The 17,834-nt window shown below is 69.9% G+C and carries 14 protein-coding genes; 1 reads left to right on the top strand and 13 read right to left on the bottom strand.

All coding sequences use genetic code 11. From position 1 onward, the window contains the following. Positions 1-19: 19 nt before the first annotated feature. Entirely contained in the window at positions 20-2,392 is a 2,373-nt protein-coding gene (locus JC881_RS02980; RefSeq protein WP_198784211.1) for a molybdopterin-dependent oxidoreductase, read from the top strand. On the opposite strand, the gene JC881_RS02975 is transcribed toward JC881_RS02980, so the two are convergent. The 13 genes from JC881_RS02975 to JC881_RS02915 form a co-directional block, all read right to left on the bottom strand. Further along, positions 2,341-3,852 (bottom strand): mannose-1-phosphate guanylyltransferase/mannose-6-phosphate isomerase, encoded by a 1,512-nt coding sequence (locus tag JC881_RS02975; protein WP_233101499.1) that lies wholly within the window; start codon positions 3,850-3,852, stop codon positions 2,341-2,343. The two genes, JC881_RS02980 and JC881_RS02975, sit on opposite strands and share 52 nt — an antisense overlap. 39 nt (positions 3,853-3,891) lie before the next feature. Continuing rightward, on the bottom strand, positions 3,892-4,626 hold the full coding sequence (locus JC881_RS02970) for a sensor histidine kinase (protein WP_198784210.1): 735 nt from the start codon (positions 4,624-4,626) through the stop codon (positions 3,892-3,894). 47 nt (positions 4,627-4,673) lie between these two features. Then, positions 4,674-5,447 (bottom strand): response regulator, encoded by a 774-nt coding sequence (locus JC881_RS02965; protein ID WP_198784209.1) that lies wholly within the window; start codon positions 5,445-5,447, stop codon positions 4,674-4,676. A gap of 217 nt (positions 5,448-5,664) precedes the next feature. After that, positions 5,665-6,741: a UDP-glucose 4-epimerase GalE gene (galE, locus tag JC881_RS02960; protein ID WP_198784208.1), complete on the bottom strand. Its 1,077-nt coding sequence runs from the start codon at positions 6,739-6,741 to the stop codon at positions 5,665-5,667. Beyond that, positions 6,738-8,033: a glycosyltransferase WbuB gene (locus JC881_RS02955; protein WP_198784207.1), complete on the bottom strand. Its 1,296-nt coding sequence runs from the start codon at positions 8,031-8,033 to the stop codon at positions 6,738-6,740. The genes galE and JC881_RS02955 overlap by 4 nt, the downstream gene beginning before the upstream one ends. 10 nt (positions 8,034-8,043) lie before the next feature. Further along, positions 8,044-9,300, bottom strand: coding sequence for a polysaccharide biosynthesis protein (locus JC881_RS02950; RefSeq protein WP_198784206.1), 1,257 nt, complete (start codon positions 9,298-9,300; stop codon positions 8,044-8,046). Then, positions 9,297-10,253, bottom strand: coding sequence for a hypothetical protein (locus JC881_RS02945; RefSeq protein WP_198784205.1), 957 nt, complete (start codon positions 10,251-10,253; stop codon positions 9,297-9,299). Before JC881_RS02945 ends, JC881_RS02950 begins: the two co-directional genes overlap by 4 nt. Before the next feature lie 41 nt (positions 10,254-10,294). Continuing rightward, positions 10,295-11,254: a hypothetical protein gene (locus JC881_RS02940; RefSeq protein ID WP_198784204.1), complete on the bottom strand. Its 960-nt coding sequence runs from the start codon at positions 11,252-11,254 to the stop codon at positions 10,295-10,297. Beyond that, on the bottom strand, positions 11,251-12,342 hold the full coding sequence (locus JC881_RS02935) for a glycosyltransferase (protein WP_198784203.1): 1,092 nt from the start codon (positions 12,340-12,342) through the stop codon (positions 11,251-11,253). Before JC881_RS02935 ends, JC881_RS02940 begins: the two co-directional genes overlap by 4 nt. 20 nt (positions 12,343-12,362) lie before the next feature. Beyond that, the gene (locus tag JC881_RS02930; protein ID WP_198784202.1) at positions 12,363-13,703 is read right to left on the bottom strand and encodes a hypothetical protein; all 1,341 of its coding nucleotides are present in this window, start codon (positions 13,701-13,703) and stop codon (positions 12,363-12,365) included. A 31-nt stretch (positions 13,704-13,734) separates the two neighbouring features. After that, the gene (locus tag JC881_RS02925) at positions 13,735-14,715 is read right to left on the bottom strand and encodes a GDP-L-fucose synthase family protein (RefSeq protein WP_198784201.1); all 981 of its coding nucleotides are present in this window, start codon (positions 14,713-14,715) and stop codon (positions 13,735-13,737) included. 58 nt (positions 14,716-14,773) lie between these two features. Continuing rightward, positions 14,774-15,481 carry a sugar transferase gene (locus JC881_RS02920; RefSeq protein ID WP_198784200.1) on the bottom strand — a complete coding sequence of 236 codons (708 nt, stop codon included), beginning with the start codon at positions 15,479-15,481 and terminating at the stop codon, positions 14,774-14,776. After that, on the bottom strand, positions 15,478-17,781 hold the full coding sequence (locus JC881_RS02915; RefSeq protein ID WP_198784199.1) for a polysaccharide biosynthesis tyrosine autokinase: 2,304 nt from the start codon (positions 17,779-17,781) through the stop codon (positions 15,478-15,480). The genes JC881_RS02920 and JC881_RS02915 overlap by 4 nt, the downstream gene beginning before the upstream one ends. Between the last annotated feature and the right edge of the window lie 53 nt (positions 17,782-17,834).

Genomic DNA, 17,834 nt, shown 5'->3' with positions numbered 1-17,834 from the left:
TGCAGAACGAGCGCGCCCCATGACGACCGCTGCGAACAGAACCATCCAGACGGCCTCGCACTGGGGCGTGTATTCGGTCGAGGTGTCGGCGTCCGGCGAGATCGGCCCGACCGTTCCTTTCGCCAACGATCCGGCGCCCACCGCGCTCATCCGCAGCCTGCCCGACATGGTGCGCAGCCCGCTGCGGATCGACCGCCCCTACGTCCGCTCGGGGTACCTGAAAAACCGGGAGCGATCGGCGCAGGGCCGGGGCTCGGAAGCCTTCGTGCCCGTGTCCTGGGACACCGCGCTGGACCTCATCGTGGACGGCATGCAGCGCATCAAGTCGGAGCACGGCAACGAGTCGATCTATGGCGGGTCCTACGGCTGGGCGAGCGCGGGACGCCTGCACCATTCGCCCAGCGTGCTCAAGCGCTTTCTCGGCCTCTTCGGCGGCTACGTCGACAAGCGCGGCAACCACAGTTTCGGCGCCGCGCTGGGCGTGATGCCCTACGTCACCGGCGACAACGACATCACCGCGATGGTGATGCCGTGGCCCTCGATCGTCGCGCACTCCGAACTCGTGGTGATGTTCGGCGGCGCGCACACGAAGAACATGCAGATCGACGCCGGCGGCGCCGTGACGCACGACAACGCCCGCTGGATCGAACGCGCCGCCGCATCGCGCGTGCGCTTCGTCAACATCAGCCCGTCGCGCAGCGATATGACCGAGGGCCTCGAGGCGGACTGGATTCCGATCCGCCCCAACACCGACGTCGCGATGATGCTCGGCATGGCGCATTCGCTGGTCGCGCATGGCCTGCACGATGCCGGCTTTCTTGCGACGCACTGCGAAGGCTATGGCGCTTTCGAGCGCTACCTGCTCGGGCAGGACGACGGCGTGGCCAAGAGCGCCGCCTGGGCGTCGGCCATCACCGGCGTGCCGGCGCGGACCATCGAGGATCTCGCATTGCGGATGGCGCGTTGCCGCACGCTGGTGACCACCACCTGGTCGATCCAGCGCGCCGACCACGGCGAGCAGCCGGTGTGGGCGACCGTGGCGCTCGCCTCGATGCTCGGGCAGATCGGGCTGCCCGGCGGCGGCTTCAGCCTCGGGTTCGGCGCCGTGAACGGCATCACGACGAGCCGGCCCGACGGCATTCCGCGCCCGACGCTTTCGCTGGGCAAGAACCCTGTGCGCAGCTTCGTGCCGGTGGGGCGCGTGGCCGACATGCTGCTGAACCCGGGCAGCGAACTCGAATTCAACGGCGCGACGATCCGCATGCCGGACATCCGGCTCATCTATTCCGTGGGCGGCAACCCCTTTCACCACAACACGCACCTGAACCGCTTCGTGCAGGCCTGGCGCAAGCCCGAGATGGTGGTGGTGCACGAGCCCTGGTGGAACCCGCCCGCGAAGTACGCCGACATCGTGCTGCCGGCCACGACCACCATGGAGCGCAACGACATCCTCGCGACGGACCTGCAGCGCCACTACATCGCGATGCGCCAGGTCATCGATCCGGTGGGCGGCGCGCGCAACGACATGGACATCTTCGCGGACCTTTCGGAGCGGCTGGGGTTCAGGCAGGCCTACACCGAGGGGCGCGACGAGATGGGGTGGCTGCGCCACATGTACGTGCAGGCCCGGGAGCGCGCCTTCGCGCTGGGTTTCTCGCCACCGGCGTTCGACGAATTCTGGGAGGCGGGCAGCTACGAATTCCCGATGGCCGCGGAGCCGCCGCTCTTTCTCTCGGCCTTTCGCGGCGATCCGGTGGCGAACAGGCTGGCCACGCCCTCGGGAAAGATCGAGCTCTTCTCGCGCCGCATCGAGGCCTTCGGCTACGACGACTGCCCGCCGCACCCCGCGTGGCTCGAGCCCGCCGAATGGCTCGGCGGCGAAAGCGCGGCGCGCTTTCCGTTTCACCTGCTGTCGAACCAGCCCAAGGGGCGGCTGCACAGCCAGATGGACGCGGGCGCCGTCAGCCGCGCGACGAAGGTCGATGGCCGCGAGCCGTTGGCCCTGCACGCATCGGATGCGCAGCGCTGCGGCATCGTTGCCGGCGATGTGGTGAAGGTCTTCAACGACCGCGGCGCCTTCCTCGCATCGGCCGTGATCTCGTGCGACCTGATGCCCGGCGTGCTGCAGGTGGCGACCGGTGCGTGGTTCGACCCCGAGGACCCCGCGGCACCGTGCTCCGTCGAGAAACATGGCAACCCCAACGTGGTGACGATGGACAAGGGCACCTCGCGCCTCACGCAGTCCTCGGTCGCGCAGACGGTGCTGGTCCAGATCGAGAAGTGCGTGGACCCGCCCAGGGTCAGCGCCTTCGATCTCCCCGCGATCGAACCGGCGCCCGCTCAGGCTGCCGCGCTGACGCCGGCCTCGGCCACCGGCGGCATCACCGGCTGATTGGCCGACGGCGTGGCGGCCCGCTCGACCGCGCCCCGCACCTCGATCGCCGCGCAGCGCCCATACGTGTCGTCGAAGCGCACGATGTCGTCTTCGCCCAGGTACCCGCCGGTCTGCACCTCGATCACCTCCAGCATCGTCTTGCCGGGGTTCTCCAGCCGGTGGATGGTGCCCGAGGGCAGGTAGATCGATTCGTTCTCCCGCACCAGCAAGACCTCGCCGCCGCGCGTGGCCTTGGCCGTGCCCTTGACGACGATCCAGTGCTCGGCGCGGTGGTGGTGCATCTGCAGCGAGAGCTTGCCGCCGGGCTTGACGGTCAGGTGCTTCACCTGGAAGCGCTCGCCCGTGTCCACGCTGTCGTAGGCGCCCCAGGGCCGCACCACGCGGCGGTGCTCGGTGGCCACGGCCTGGCCCTCGCGGGCCAGCATGCGCACCACCTCGGCCACCTGCTCGGCGCAGTCCGCGCCGGCCACCAGCACGGCGTCGGGCGTGTCCACGATGATCAGGTCCTCGGTGCCCAGCGCCACCACCGGACGGTGCGGCGCATGCACGAAGGTGTTGCGCGAGCGCAGGACGCTGGCCATCCCGCCGCTCAGGCGGTTGCCCGCCTCGTCGGCCGGGTGCAGCTGGGCCACCGCGTTCCAGCTGCCCACGTCGCTCCAGGCACCCTCGAAGCGAACGACCGCCACCTCGGTGTGCTTTTCGAGCACCGCGTAGTCGATGCTCTCGCTGCGGCAGCCTTCGAAGGCCTCGCGCTCCAGCCGCACGAAGCTGCCGTCGACCGAGTGCGCCGCGGTCGCGCGCTCGCAGGCCGCCAGGATGTCGGGCGCGTGCGTGCGCAGCGCCGCGACGAGCGCGCGCGCCTGCACGAGAAAGATGCCCGCGTTCCAGCAGTAGCCGCCCTGCAGGATCAGCGATTCGGCCACCGCCGCGGTCGGCTTCTCCACGAAGCGCGCCACCGCGTGGCTCGCGCCGTGGCCCGTGGGCCCGGCCGCCTCGATGTAGCCGTAGGCCGTGCTCGGAAAGCTGGGCGCCACGCCGAAGGTGACGATGCGCCCGGCCAGCGCCGCCTCGACGCCGCTGCGCACCGTGGCCGCGAACAGCGCGGCGTCGGGAATGTGGTGGTCGGCGGGCGCGAACAGCAAGAGGTCGTCCGGCGCGGCCAGCAGGGCGGCCGCGGCCATCGCTGCAGCGGTGTTGCGCGGCATCGGCTCCAGGATCTGCCGGCCCTGCGCCCGCGCGTTGTCCATCGCCTCGCGCACCAGGAAGCGGTGGTCTTCCGAGGCCACGCAGGTGATGGTCCGGTTCAGGCCCGACAAGCGCTCCAGCGTGAGCTGCAGCAGGCTCTTGTTGTCGATCAGCGGTGCGAACTGCTTGGGCAGCGCCTTGCGCGACAACGGCCACAGCCGCGTGCCGCTGCCGCCGCACAGGAGCACGGGATGAATGGTGGGAGCGTTCATGGAGACCAGCCTTTGTGTGAAGTGGATGGGAAAGCGCGCTTACCGGCGGGCCGACGCCAGCGCGGGCCCGGCAGCGCGGCCCGCGGGAACCGCGCGGCTCGCAGGGCCCCCGAGCGGCAGGACAACGGCCACCCGCAAGCCGCGCGGCGACAGATTCGAGATGCCGATGCCCGCGCCGATGGCCTCGGCGCGCGAGCGCATGGTGCGAAGACCGCGGCCCGGCGTGCGCGGCGCCCCGGCCGCATCGTCATGGCGGCCGTCGCTGGAGTCGTTCGAACGGGGCAGCCCGCGGCCGTCGTCGCTCACCTCCAGCGTCAGCAGCTCCTTGCCGCGGTTGCGCGCGAGCCGCACGCGCACCTGCACGTGGCTGGCGCCCGCGTGGCGCAGCGCATTGGCCAGCGCCTCCTGCGCGATCTTGCAGAGCTCGCGGTGGACCCGCACGTCGTCCAGCAATTGGCTCTCCAGGTCCGACACGTCCCACAGGAACTCGATGCCGCTGCGCCGGAAGGCCGGCTCGAACCGGTAGCGCAGGTTGCCCAGCATCTCGCCGAGCGACATGCGCTCGGCGCCCAGGCCGTCCACGGTCATCTGCAGCTCGAGCAGGCATTCCTGCAGGCCGCGCGCGATCTCCGCGTTCGGGCCGTCGTCGTGCACCGGAATGCTGGCCAGCAGCATCACCAGGCGCGTGGCCACGCCGTCGTGCAGGTCGTCGGCGATCCGCTGGCGCTCGGCGAGCATCGCCGCGAGGCCGGGATCGGAAGCTTCGGATGGCATGAAAGGGTTCTCCCCGGGGGGCGTCGGCGGGCGGGAAGGTCCGCCGTTCAGATCAGGCCCGTGTGAACCGCGAAGTTCACGGCCTGCGCACGCGAATGCACGTGCAGCTTCTTGTAGATGCTCTTGATGTGCACGTTGACCGTCTGCCCGGTGATGCCGAGCCGGGCGCCGATCTCGGCCGAGACGTAGCCGCAGGCCACGAAGCGCAGGATCTCGCTCTCGCGCGGCGTGAGCGTTGCATCGCGCGTGGGCGGGCGCAGCATCGGCGAGGCCTCGCTGACCAGTTCATCCTGATGAGTGTGATGATGATTGTTCTGGTTCATGCGGTGCAGCAATCGCCGCGCGAGCCGCGGCGTGATGGCCGCGCCGCCGTTCACCACGTGCAGCACGGCTTCGGCAAAGCTCTGCAGCCACGCGTTCTTCAGCAGATAACCCGTGGCGCCCAACTCGAAGGCGCGCAGCACGTGCGAGTCGTCCTCCAGCGCCGAGATCACGATGATCTCGCCGTTGCTGTGGTGGTTGCGCGCCTCGTCGATCAGCTCGAAGCCCATGCCGTCGCTCAGGCGCAGGTCGACCATCAGCACGTCGAACTCGTGCGTGGCCAGGAGCTTGCGTCCCTCGCGAATGCTGTCGGCCTGGCCCTCCAGCTGGATGCGCAGGTCCGAGAGCAACTCCTGGGCGATCACGCGCCGCACGAACTCGTCGTCGTCGATGAGCAGCACCCGCACCGGCGCGGTCTCCTGGCCGGTGAGGAAGTCGGGCCACGGCATCGCCGCGGGCATGCAGACGCCGGCGGTGTGCACCGCGCGACGCTCGGCCATCGGGGCGGACTGTCGCTCTCCGGAAAAGTGAAGCGTGTTGTCAAGCATGGGATGCCCTCGGTTCTTGGTATGGAACTGTTAACGTTTGTAGCAACTAAAAGATAACAAATGTCTTACGTTTCTGAAAGATAGAGCTTTGGTTCATTCGGCATTTGGCGTACTCCCTTGGCTGTAGGACTGAATCGGGGCTGTCGGTGTCGGTTTGGCCTCTGCGTTTTCATTCGGCGGTGACGGCCGAGGCCGGCGGCGCGGGCGGTGCAGGCTCCGGCTCGGGCTCGTCGAAGCCGCGCGGGTTGGCCAGCTGCCAGCGCCAGCAGTCCGCGCACATCTGGTCCAGGCTCCGGCGGGCGCGCCAGCCGAGCCGGTCGCGGGCATGCCGCACGTCGGCCCAGTAGGCCGGGGCATCGCCGGCGCGGCGCGGGCCGATGTGCACCGGAATCGCCCGCCCGCACGCCCGCTCGAAGGCCGAGATCACCTCCAGCACCGAGGCGCCGCGGCCCGTGCCCAGGTTGACCGTGAGGAGCCCCCGGTGGCTCGTGGCATGCCGCAGCGCCGCCACATGGCCCTCGGCCACGTCCATCACATGCACGTAGTCGCGCACGCCCGTGCCGTCGGGCGTCTCGTAGTCGTCGCCGTGCACCACCACGTGCGTGCGCTCGCCGACGGCGACCTGCGAGACGTAGGGCAGCAGGTTGTCGGGCGGCCCGTGCGGGTGCTCGCCCAGGAGGCCGCTCTCGTGCGCGCCGATGGGGTTGAAGAAGCGCAGGCACGCGATGCCCCAGCGCTTGTCGGCCCGCGCGAGGTCCGCGAGCATGCGCTCGACCATCACCTTGGTCCGCCCATACGGATTGACGGCCGCATAGGGCGCGCTCTCCCGGATCGGCGAGCGCTGCAGGTCGCCGTAGACCGTGGCCGACGAGGAGAAGATCAGCGTGCGCACCCCCGCGCGCTCCATGGCGCGGACCAGCGCGAGGCTGCCCGCCACGTTGACGTCGTAGTAGCCGATCGGATCGCTCACCGAATGGCCCACCGCCTTGAGTCCGGCCAGGTGCAGCACCGCATCGACGCCGTGCTCGGCGAACGCGCGGTCCAGCGCCACCGCGTCGCGCACGTCGCCGCGCACCAGCACCGGCTCCACCCCGGTGATGCGCGCCACGCGCAGCAGCGAGCGCGGGTCGCTGTTGACCAGTGTGTCCAGCACCACCGGCTGGTAGCCGGCCGCGATCAACGCCACGCAGGCATGGCTTCCGATGAAGCCCGCGCCGCCCGTCACCAGGATCTTTGGAAGGGTCATGCCTTGGACTCGATGGTGGGCGTGCGGGGTGCCGTCTGTGCGCCCGCGACGCAGCGAAACAGCTCTTGTTCGAAGCGCGAGAGGATCGCGTCCTGGTCCAGCTCGGCCTGCGCGAACGCCCGGCCCGCCGCGCCCAGCGCCTCGCGCACCGTCGGCGAGAGCGCCAGTTGCTCGATGGCGTCGGCCAGCACCGCCGCGTCGCCGGGCGGCACCACGAGGCCCCGGTCGGTCATCACGCGGGCGAGTTCGGTGCCGGGGTTGGCGGTCACGATCACGGCCTTGCCGCTGGCGAGCATGCCGGCCAGCTTGGAAGGCATCACGAGGTCCTCGGCATCGGCGCGCTGCGGCAGCACGTGGATGTCGGCCATGCCCAGCAGTTCGTTCAGGCGCGCGGCCGGCTGCAGGTCCAGAAAGTGCACGTTGCGAAGGCGCATGCAGGCCGACATCAGCGACTCGCGGCTCGGGCCGTTGCCGCAGATCACGAAGTGGATGTTGCGGGCGTAGACCAGGAGGCGCGCCGCCTCGGCCAGGAGCTCGATGCCCTGCTTGCTGCCCAGGCTGCCCGAATAGAGCACCACCAGGGCATCGGCCGGAATGCCCAGCTCGGCCCTGAAGCCCGCGGGGGCGTCGGCGCCGGTGGGCTCTGCCGGCGCCTGCGTGGCGGGCCGGATCGCCGACACGTCCACCCAGTTCGGAAACAGCACGAGCCGCGCTTCGCCGACGCCCTTGCCGCGGGCCTTCTCCAGCATCGCGCCCGAGATGGTCGAGACGCGGCTGAACTTGCCCATCAGCCAGCGCTCGGCCGCGAGCGCGAAGCGCCGCACCCCCGCGCCGCGCACCCAGCCCAGGCCGAACGCGGCATCGACTTCGTAGTCCTGGATGTGCAGCCACGACTTGATGCCCAGCACCTTGGAGAACAGCAGCACCGCCGGCGCGCAGAAAAGCGGCGGCTCCACCACGAACACGAGGTCGGGCTTCCAGCGTGCCTGCGCCAGCAGCAGCGGCATGCTGGACAACATGAAGGAGGCGAGGTGCGCCAGCCGCGCCAGCGTGCGCGGCTTCGCGGGCACCCAGGTGGGGGCGCGCCAGACCGTGAAGCCCTTGGCCTCGCTCTTGCGGTAGGCCCAGGCCGAATGCCCTTCGAACACCGCCCACTGCGGAAAGAAGGGCGGCGCCGCGATCACGCGCACCTCGTGGCCCCGCGCGGCGAGCCACTCGGCCATCTCGCCGGAGTACTTGCCGATGCCCGCGAGCTCGGGCGCGAAGTTCATCGAATACAGAAGGATTTTCAAGGGGACCCTCTCAATGGACCGGGCGCAGCAGGCGAACCAGCGGAAAGAAGCCGAACAGCGCGCGCATGCGCAGCTCGTACAAAAACAAGTCGGAGAAAAAGGCGAGGAAGAACACGTAGTGCGGCCGGTCCGGGAACAGCGCGATCACCACGCCGTAGGAGGCCATCCGCAGCGCCACCTCCAGCAGCGCCCAGCGCCCGAGCGTGCCGATCGGCACGTTCAGCGAGAGCAGCATCTCGTGGTGGACCGTGTAGGTGCGCAGCAGGAAATACGGCGCGATGCACACGAAGATTTCCAGCGCCTGGCCGCCCACCTTCAGCAGCGGCGCCGCCACCGCCAGCAGGCCCGCCAGCGCCGCGAAGAGCGCGCAGCCCAGAAGGAACGCATGGCGCGCGAGCTGCAGCTTCGCGGCCGTGAAGTTGCCGGCATTGGCGTTCAGCATCGCGGGCGTCTTGGTGAAAAGAAAGGCCTGCACGAACTGAGAGGGCGCCTCTGCGAGCAGAAAGGCCAGCTTGAACGCGCCCACGTAGCTCAGCGGCATGAAGAGCGCCACCACCAGCAGGTCGGATTTCCGCAGCAGGAACGTGAGCAGCGAATACACCGTGGCATGCGCCTGCGAGGCCAGATCGAGCGCGGGCTTTCCGGCCGGCGGCGCCGGGCCGTTGGACGGCAGCCCGATGGCCGCGCACACCAGCACGAAGGCGAACAGGTTGATGGCCAGCAGGTGCACGACGCCGATCTCGAAGCCGAACGCGGCCAGCGCCGCCACGCCCATCACCAGCAGCGTCGAGCGCAGGCCCGACTCCAGGTTGAGCAGGCCCGCGAACCCCAGGCCCCGGCTGTACGAGAGGCGCAGGCTGTTGAACGCGAACACCGCCAGCGTCGCCACGATCAGCGCCAGCGGCATGCCGATCACCGGCAGGCGCTGCGCGCCCACGATGGCGGCCGCCAGCAGCGTGGCCAGCGGAAGCCCGATCGCCAGCGTGCGCGCGAGGTCGCCGCGCGTCACGGCGGGCGGCACCATCGCGGCGTTGCGCGAGAACAGCAGCGAACTGCCCAGCGTGCCCACCACCAGCGCCACTTCGAGCACCGACTGGTAGATCGAGTACTCGCCGAAGCGCGCCGGCGCGACCTCGGCCGCCATCAGAAAGATCGCAAGAAAGCCCGACAGGTACACATACAGCCGCGAGGCGAGCGCGCCCAGGCCGAAGCGCTGCGCGAGGCGCGCGCCGGGCAGGGCGAACGAGGGGGCGGCGGGCAGCTTCATGGGGTGCTTCCATCCGCCGGGTGCTTGGCCGTCGGCGCATGCGCCGGGCGCAGTGCCTCGGCCATGCGGCGCGCGCGCGAGGCGATGCGGTGCGCGTTGTTCTTCGCCGTGCGCGCCAGCTGCAGCGCCCAGGTCAGCGCCGCGACGGTGCGCATGCGGCCGGCGAGGGCATGCGTCATCGCCTTCTTGGCCGAGCCCTGGAAGTGCAGCGCGAGCACGCGCACCGCATCGCCCGCGGGCGTGCGCAGGCACGGCTGCCCGTCGATGAGTTCCAGCCGCTTGGCGCCGCCGCGAACCTGGAATTCGCGCGCGAGATGGTTGGTGCCGCCGTTGACGTTGTGGTCGATCACCTGGCCGTCCTGCACCCGGTTGATCGGCGCGGCGTTGCCCGAGGCCTCGGCCCAGAGGTACAGCAGCGTCATGTCGGACACGCCGCCGCGCACGCCGCGCGCGGCGAACCGGTCGGCAACGTCGCGCAGCTGCTGCAGGCCCACGGGCGTGCTGTAGGTCTCGATCACATAGGCGACGAAATCGCGCAGGCCCTGCGCGGTCCAGTAGCTCACGTGCGGCGAGATCTGGCAGGGGTTCCAGCCCGCGGCGGGGCGGATGAAGGAGCCCGAGAAGCCGGCGTTGCCCACCAGCTGCGCGATGTGCGCGCCGGCGCCGGGGAACAGCAGCACGTCGCTGTCGATCAGCACGAACTCGCGGCACTCGGGGTGCGCCGCCAGGTAGTCGGCCAGGAGAAAGTAGCGCCGAAAGCAGATCTTCTCGAACGCCGGCGTGTTGCTCGAGAGGTGCACGTACACCTCGCAGAAGCGCCGGTACGCGTAGCCCGCCTCGGTGCCGGCCAGCACGAGCAGGTGTTCCCCGGCCCGCGCCGCGGCCTTGCGGCACAGCAGCAGCGTCTTGTTCTGGCGGTCTTCCACCACGATGAAGGCGAGGGCGTTGGTCATGGTCGGGCGGCGTGTGCGGGTGTGTGTGAAAGGTGGGCCGTTCAGCGCTGCGGCGCGGTGGCGCTGCGCACCAGCGCCACGTGGGCGGGGAGAAAGCGGAAGTCGTTGTCCAGCGGCATGTCCAGCGTGAGCATTCCGCCGGCGGCGTTCGCGTCGGCGATCCAGCCGCGCAACTGCGCCGCCGAGAAGCGCGGCGCGCTCGGCCGCGCCCACCACGCGCCCAGCGGCGTGAGCACATGCAGCCGCAGTTCCGAGGGCGGCGAGGCCAGGTGCGCGGCGGGCTGCAGCAGCTCGCCGGCCATGAGGTTCTGGCACGGCGCGCTCTTGAGGCTGAAGCGCGTCGCGCCCTCGCCGGCGTTGAAGGCCAGCCACCGGTTCGATGCGCCGCTGCGGGCGGCGCCGCACAACTTGTTCCAGTCGTCCGGCGTCATGCCGGTGGTGTTGTAGGTGCCGTCGAACCACCAGCCCTTGGCGAGCGGGCCGTAGTGGTCCGACCAGTCCTTGATCACCGCCGACCAGGCGGCGATGAAGCGCGGCGGCGGCGGCAACTGCTCGGAGACGTCGCCGAGGCACTCCATGAGGTACGGGTCCGCTTGCGGCGCGCGGAACGGCAGGTACAGGATGAGCGCGATGTCGTGGCGCTGCAGCGCCTGGCCGATCGCCATCGGCAGGTCGCGCGGCGGGCGGTTCTTCGCGCTGCGCGGGCACAGCGCCTCCAGCGCCGCGTTCGGCGCGATGAACTGGCCGTTGTTCTGCCCGAGCGTGAGGATGAGGTAGGTGGCGCGCATCTGCGCGAGCGACGCCGCGAAGGCCTCCGCATCGAAGCGCGTGACCTCGCCGATGGATTGCTTGTCGGGCAGGTAATGGACCATCACGCCGAAGCCCGGCGGCGGCGGCGCGATCGGCACCGCCGCTGCAGCGACGAGCGGCCACGCGACCAGCGCGAACACCAGCGCGGCGAGCTTGCGAAACGGCACGGCGGAAGGGGGGCGCTCGGTCATTGCACGGCCCCCGCCAGCGAAGCGCGGCTGCGCTTGAGCGTGAAATAGCTCGCCGCCACCGCGCTCGGCGCGCAGTCGCGCGAGTGCGTCCACACCGGCCGCGTGCGCTGGTGGTGGGCCAGGTAGCGCGCGATCTCGCTGAGGTCGCAGGCCTCGCTGCCGATGAAGAGCGCGTAGCCGGCGAAGAGCTCGCGGTGCACTGGAATGTCCGAGAGCAGCAACGGCACGCCCAGCGTGGCGGCCTCGGCCGCGGAGAGGTTGAAGCCCTCCGAGGTCGACAGCGAGATGAACGCCGTCGCACCGCGGTACAGCCGGAACAGCTCGTCGCGCGACACCAGCCCGCGGTGCCGCACGCTCGCGCGCAGCGCCGGCGTTTCGGCCGCGAGCATTCGCTGCACCTCGGCCGCGCCGTTGCCGGTGATGTCCAGGTAATCGACCAGGCCCTCGCGCTGCATCCGCGCGAACAGCTTCAGGATGCCGCCGAAGTTCTTGTGCGGGTAGTAGTGGTAGGACGCGATCAGGTAGCGCCCGCCCTGCGTGGCCGTGCCGTCCGCGCCGGGCGCGGTGCCAGCGGCCACGCCCGCGTCCACCGGATTGAAGATCACCGCCGGCCGCTCGCAGCGACCGAAGTGCCGCTCGAAATCTTCCTGGCTGCTGCGGCTGATGAACACCACGTCGGCGGCGCTCTGCGCAATGCGGGCGAGGTTCCAGTCGAGCCAGCGGCGCTTGGTCGGCGTGAAGTACTGCGGGTACGCCTTGTACTGCAGGTCGTGCACCACCACGATCGAATCGGCGTGGCGCCCGAAGGGCGAGAACGGCAGGAAGTAGTTCGGAAAGAGCGAGAACGCCCGCTCGCCCGAGAGCCACGCGCGCACGCGGTGGAAGTTGTAGAGCAGCGTGTCGAGCACGAAACGGCTCACGCCCAGCCGGCGCGCGGCTTCGTAGATGCGCGGATGGCGCTCGCTGATCGGCTGGACCTGGTCGTCGGTCGAGCGGCGCATGCTCTGGAGCAGCACCTCCGACACGTTCAGCACGCCGCCGGCCGACTTGTTCAGCCGGATGGTGTCGTAGAAGAGATAGGTGGCCATGGCGGGTCTCTGCGTCTCTTTCACGCGGCGGGCATGTCGGCGCGCGCGGGCTCGTGCACCGGCTGCGACACGGGCCTGCGCACCGTGCGCCGGAACCACGAGCTCAGGCTGCCCGCCACCACGGCCGCGATCAGCCCCGACGCGGCGAACGGTCCCCAGCCCAGGATCGGGCCGCGCATGAACGGCACGTAGGCGGCCAGCAGCACCAGCGCGCAGAGGTACGTGGCCGTGAGCGCGCGGCGCGGGTCGACGATGCGGTCGACCACCCGAAAGCCCGCCGAGATCACGAAGCCCAGCATCGCCGGGCCCAGGAGCCCGAAGTCGAAGTACGCGGTGGCGAACGGCGGCAGCGACAGGTTGCTCTGCGAGAAGTTGGCCGCCACGGCCGACCAGGTGAGCGGATCGAAGCCCGGGAACATCTTCAGGTCGCGCGGCAGGAAGAACGAGAACGCCGACAGCAGGTAGCGGCCGAACCCGGCATCGGGCGAGGGCGCGCGCTCCAGCAGGCCCGCGACGACGAACATCGCGTCGAAGTCCTGGCTGAACGGAAACGTATTCAGGCTGGCACCCCACATGCCGTCGCGCGAGATCAGGTTCAGCACCGGCCCCACGCCCGCGATCGCCCCGAAGATCAGCATGGACAGCGTCCAGCGGTGGCTGCGCGCAATGGCATGCACCAGCAGCGGAAGCAGCCCGATGAGGATGATCTGGCGCGCTGTGTTGATCGGGTTGGCGGCCAGCGCGGCCAGCGCGAACGCCATGGCCGCGGCGAACCATGCCCACAGCGTGCGCTGGCGCACCGCGTGGATCGCCAGCGCCACGAAGCACATGAGCACCACCAGCTTGGGGATCGTGGAATAGACGACGAACTCGATCGGCATGCTCTCGTCGTCGGCGATCACGCCGCGCGCCACGAAGTTCAGGTCCGGCCGGATGAAGAGCGCCGCGAAGGCCGCGAGCGAACAGCTCAAGAGCAGCAGGAAGGGGTGGGCCACGCCCGCGCCGCGCTCGGAGGGACGCAGCTCCCGCGCGGGCGGCCGCACCGGCATGCCCAGGCGCGCGGCTTCCACGCCGGCCATGTACAGCAGCAGCATCATCAGCGCCTGCGTGTGCGCGACGCTGCCCACGATGCCCGTCTCCCAGAAGTCGAAGTCCGTGGCGATCTGCATCGCCGGGGCGATCGAGAAATAGATGAGAACCACCGTGTAGTGGATCAGCAGGAACACGCTGTCGCCCGCGTTGCCGAGCATCGACAGCTGCACCGCCGCGAGCACGAACACGGCCGCGTAGCCCCAGACGGGGTCGACCAGCCCGCACAACACGGTGCAGGCGATGCCGAACCAGAAGACGAGGGTTCTCATGGCAGCTTTCCGTTTCGTTGCGTTGCTGGCTTCAGGCGTGCTCGACGGTCGCTTCGACCGGCCGGATGGCCTTCTGGTAGTCCGCGTAGGTGCGCTGCAGGCCCTCGGCCAGCGGCACCGTGGCGCGCCATCCGAAGGTGGCCGCGCGCGAGACGTCCAGGAGCTTTCGCGGCGCGCCGTCGGGCTGCGCGAGGTCGTAGCGGATGCTTCCCTCGTAGCCCACGGTCTCGCGGATCTGCTCGACCAGTTCGGCGATCGACACGTCTTCCCCGGTGCCCAGGTTGATGTGCCCGCGCATCGGGTCGGTGTGCTCGTCGTAGGCCGCGCGCGGCAGGGCCATCACATCCAGGCACCCCTCGACCATGTCGTCCACGTAGAGGAACTCGCGCCGCGCGCGGCCGCTGCCCCAGATCAGCACGCTCGGCGCGCGGCTGATCTTTGCCAGGTGAAAGCGCTGGATCAGCGCGGGCACCACGTGGCTGTTCTCCAGGTGGTAGTTGTCGCCGGGACCGTACAGGTTGCTCGGCATCACGCTGCGGTAGTCGATGCCGTGGGTGGCGCCGTACTGCCGGTTGTAGCTCTCGCACAGCTTGATGCCCGCGATCTTGGCGATCGCATACGGCTCGTTGGTCGGCTCCAGCTTGCCGGTGAGGAGCGCGTCCTCGCGGATCGGCTGGTCCGCCAGGCGCGGGTAGATGCAGCTGGAGCCGAGGAACAAGAGGCGCTTGACGTCGGCCACGAACGCCTGGTGCGTGATGTTCGCAGCGATCAGCAGGTTCTCGTAGATGAACTGCGCGGGGTAGGTCATGTTGGCGTGGATGCCGCCCACCTTGGCCGCGGCCACGTACACCTGGTCGATCGGCTCGCTCGCGAAGAAGCGAGCGACCGCCGCCTGGTCCAGCAGGTCGAGCTCGGCGCGCGTGCGCGTCACCACCTCGTGGCCGAGTTCGACAAGGCGCCTCGTGAGCGTCTGGCCCACCATCCCGCGATGACCTGCAACATAGATACGCATATCGTTCTTTCGGTGAAGGAGTTGATGAATTCGGGAAGAAGAAAAGGGTGTTGGCGGTTCAGCGCGAGCCTCGCGCGCCCATCACGACGCGAAAGGTCTTGAGCACGATCTGGATGTCGTGCAGCACCGACAGCGTGGCCACGTACTCGGCATCCATCGCCGCGCGGCGGCGGTAGCTCACCTCGTTGCGCCCGCTGATCTGCCAGAGGCCCGTGATGCCCGGGCGCACCGCGCAGTAGTGGCTCCAGTAGGGGCCGTACAGGTCCTTCTGCGCGAACATGCAGGGGCGCGGTCCGACCATGCTCATGTCGCCGCGCAGCACGTTCCAGAACTGCGGGAACTCGTCGATGCTGTACTTGCGCAGGAACGCGCCGAAGCGGGTGATGCGCGGGTCGTGCTCCAGCTTCTGGAACACCTGCCATTCGTGCCACGCCGCCTCGTTGTCGCGCAGGTGCCGCGCCAGCACCGCCTCGGCGTCAGGCACCATGGTGCGGAACTTGAGGAAGCGAAAGACCTTGCCGTCCCGGCCGTAGCGCGGCTGCATGTAGATGGCGGGGCTCCCCGAGGTCAGCAGCACGCCCGCCCAGATGAGCGCGTAGGCCCAGCCGAAGAAGACGAAGAAGCTGCCCGCCATGAGGATGTCGATGACGCGCTTGGCGGCCTGCAGGGCCGGCGAGCCGCCCAGCGGCGCCGGTGCCGGCGCCGTGGTGCCGCTGCCGGGGTTGGCCGGGGAGCGGCCCTGCGTGCCCGGGCGAAGCGTGTTCATGATGTGGCGCGCTCCGGTTCGTTGCGGGCGGCGTGCGGCGCGGTCGGCCCGTTCGGGGTGTGGCCCAGCGCCGGATAGCTGTGCGGACGGAAGCGGTACAGGCCGTATGCGTAGCCGTAGCTGCCGTAGTGGCGCTGGCGCATGTCCAGCCCGTTGAGCACCACGCCGTGGAACGACGCGCCCACGTGCGCGAGCCGCTTGGCGCTTTCCACCAGGTCGCCCAGCTGGCTTTCGCCCGCGCGGGCCACCAGCAGCAGCGTGCCCATGGCCGGCGCCATCGCGACGGATTCGGTCGCCAGGAGGATGGGCGGCGCATCGATCAGCACCGTGTCGTAGCGCGCCGAGAGGGTCTCCAGCAGCTTGGCGAAGGCGTCGCTGGTCAGCACGGTGGCCGGGTCCTGCGGCAGCGTGCCGCTGGCGATCACGTCCAGGTTGGGCAGCACGTGCGTCTGGATCGTGCGCATGAGCGTCGCGCTGCCCGCGATCAGCTCGGCCAGGCCCGTGTCCTGCTCCAGCCCGAACTGGGCCGCCAGGCTGCCGCGGCGCATGTCGGCATCGATCAGCAGCACGCGCTTGCCCGAGGCCGCGAGCGCCGCCGCAAGGTTCGCCGAGACGAAGCTCTTGCCCGCGCCCGGCGTGGCGCTGGTCAGCAGGATGCGGTTGTTCGGCGCGCCGAGCATCGCGAAGCCGAGCGTGGTGCGAAGGCGCCGCACGCCTTCGAGCGCCGGGTCGTCCGGATGCAGCGCCGCGAGCACTTTCATGCCGGGGCGGCCGAGGCGAATGGCGCGGTCGAGCGCGCCCTGGTGCGTGCTCAGCGCAATGGTGCTGTACACGTCCAGGCCCGTGTGCGCCTCGATTTCGTCGGGGTTGGCCACCGTGCTCTTGAGCGTCTTGCGCAGGATCGCGGTGGCCGCGCCCACGAAGAGGCCCGCGGCCAGCGCCAGCGCCATCACGATGGCTGCTTTCGGCCGCACCGGCTTCTCGGGCAGCAGGGCGGGGTCGAGCACGCGCACGTTGCCGATGCGGCCTTCGCGCGCCAGCCGCGCCTGCAGCGAGCTGTTCAGGAGCGACGCATACAGGTCGGTGTTGACCTTGATGTCGCGCTGCATGCGCAGCGAGTTCTGCTGCAGCATCGGCATGCGGCGGATGCGCCCGTCCACGTTGCCCAGTTCCTTTTTCAGCGAGGCGATCTGCGCGTCCAGCGTCACCACCATCGGGTGCTGCGGGGTGAAGCGGCTGGTGAGGTCCAGGCGCTTCAGGCGCGCATCGAAGAGCTTGGCCTGCAGGTCGACGTTCTGCGTGAGCGCGTTGCGCGCCTCGTCGTCCAGGCTGATCGTGCCGTTCTGGTTGCGGTACTGGTTGTAGACGTCTTCGGACTGCTCCAGCTGCTGCCTGAATTTCGGCAGTTCGGTGCCCAGGAAGTTCACCGTGCGCTCGGCCTGCGCCGTCTTCTGGTCGATGTTCTGGCGCACGTAGAGGCGCGAGACCTCGTTGAGCAGCTCGGGCAGCTGCGCGCGGTCGCCGGTCTGCCAGCTCACGTCCATCACGCCGGACTGCTTGCCTTTCTCGATCACGCGCAGGTCGCGCTGCAAATCGAGCAAGGCCAGCTGCATCGAGCGCCGCGTGAGCTCGAAGGCGGCGCCGGGCCGCGCATCGATGGAGCCCACCAGCAGGTGGAGCGTGCCGCCCGGCACCGCGGCGTCCAGCGGCGCGCCGATGCGGCCCTGCAGCGGCGCAGCCAGGTCCGGATGGGTGAGCGTGTAGGCGCCGTCCTCGCCCGCGGTCAGCATGAAGCGCTCGCCCTCGAAGCCCGGCGGCACGTCCATCTGCGCGACCGCGATCCGCTCGGTGCCCGACACGTAGCCGCCCATGCCGAGGAACCCTGGTGTGGAGAGCCCCTTCGAATGCCGCGCCATGAACGCGCCGACGATCGGCAGGTAGTGCGGCTGCGCGCTGATGTACAGCTTGGTGTTCTCGATCGCCTGGCCCAGCACCAGGCGCGACTTCAGGATCTCCGCCTCGCCCGATGTCGGCGTCTTCACGTTCACGCCGTTGACCACCGCATCGCCCGGGCTGCCCGAGCGCTCGGCGTCTTCCACCTGGATCAGCACGTTCGCCTCGTACACCCGCGGCCCGAAGAGCGCGTAGCTCGCGCCCAGCACCAGCGCCACGGCGGTGACCGCGGCGATGAGCCAGCGGTGGTCCAGCAGGATGTCGATGTATTCCTTCAGGCCCGAGCGGGGCATGTCGGGTTCCGCGCCCTGGGGGGCGGGAAGCGGGGGGTACCAGCGCGCGTTCATGGGGGTCACCTTTGTTCCGTAATTGCGGGGGCGGGGGCGGTGGGCGGCGGCGG

Source organism: Variovorax sp. IB41 (assembly GCF_016405905.1).
Classification (GTDB): domain Bacteria; phylum Pseudomonadota; class Gammaproteobacteria; order Burkholderiales; family Burkholderiaceae_C; genus Variovorax.
Note: the sequence above shows the minus strand (reverse complement) of the source record. Positions and strands in the feature narration are given on the sequence as shown.

Excerpts from the sequence above, each read along its gene's own strand:
- JC881_RS02930 (WP_198784202.1), bottom strand. The coding sequence starts at position 13,703 with ATGAGAACCCTCGTCTTCTGGTTCGGCATCGCCTGCACCGTGTTGTGC.
- JC881_RS02935 (WP_198784203.1), bottom strand. The coding sequence starts at position 12,342 with ATGGCCACCTATCTCTTCTACGACACCATCCGGCTGAACAAGTCGGCC.
- JC881_RS02950 (WP_198784206.1), bottom strand. The coding sequence starts at position 9,300 with ATGAAGCTGCCCGCCGCCCCCTCGTTCGCCCTGCCCGGCGCGCGCCTC.
- JC881_RS02975 (WP_233101499.1), bottom strand. The coding sequence starts at position 3,852 with ATGAACGCTCCCACCATTCATCCCGTGCTCCTGTGCGGCGGCAGCGGC.
- JC881_RS02915 (WP_198784199.1), bottom strand. The coding sequence starts at position 17,781 with ATGAACGCGCGCTGGTACCCCCCGCTTCCCGCCCCCCAGGGCGCGGAA.
- JC881_RS02970 (WP_198784210.1), bottom strand. The coding sequence starts at position 4,626 with ATGCCATCCGAAGCTTCCGATCCCGGCCTCGCGGCGATGCTCGCCGAG.
- JC881_RS02965 (WP_198784209.1), bottom strand. The coding sequence starts at position 5,447 with ATGGCCGAGCGTCGCGCGGTGCACACCGCCGGCGTCTGCATGCCCGCG.
- JC881_RS02925 (WP_198784201.1), bottom strand. The coding sequence starts at position 14,715 with ATGCGTATCTATGTTGCAGGTCATCGCGGGATGGTGGGCCAGACGCTC.
- JC881_RS02980 (WP_198784211.1), top strand. The coding sequence starts at position 20 with ATGACGACCGCTGCGAACAGAACCATCCAGACGGCCTCGCACTGGGGC.
- JC881_RS02945 (WP_198784205.1), bottom strand. The coding sequence starts at position 10,253 with ATGACCAACGCCCTCGCCTTCATCGTGGTGGAAGACCGCCAGAACAAG.
- galE (WP_198784208.1), bottom strand. The coding sequence starts at position 6,741 with ATGACCCTTCCAAAGATCCTGGTGACGGGCGGCGCGGGCTTCATCGGA.
- JC881_RS02940 (WP_198784204.1), bottom strand. The coding sequence starts at position 11,254 with ATGACCGAGCGCCCCCCTTCCGCCGTGCCGTTTCGCAAGCTCGCCGCG.
- JC881_RS02920 (WP_198784200.1), bottom strand. The coding sequence starts at position 15,481 with ATGAACACGCTTCGCCCGGGCACGCAGGGCCGCTCCCCGGCCAACCCC.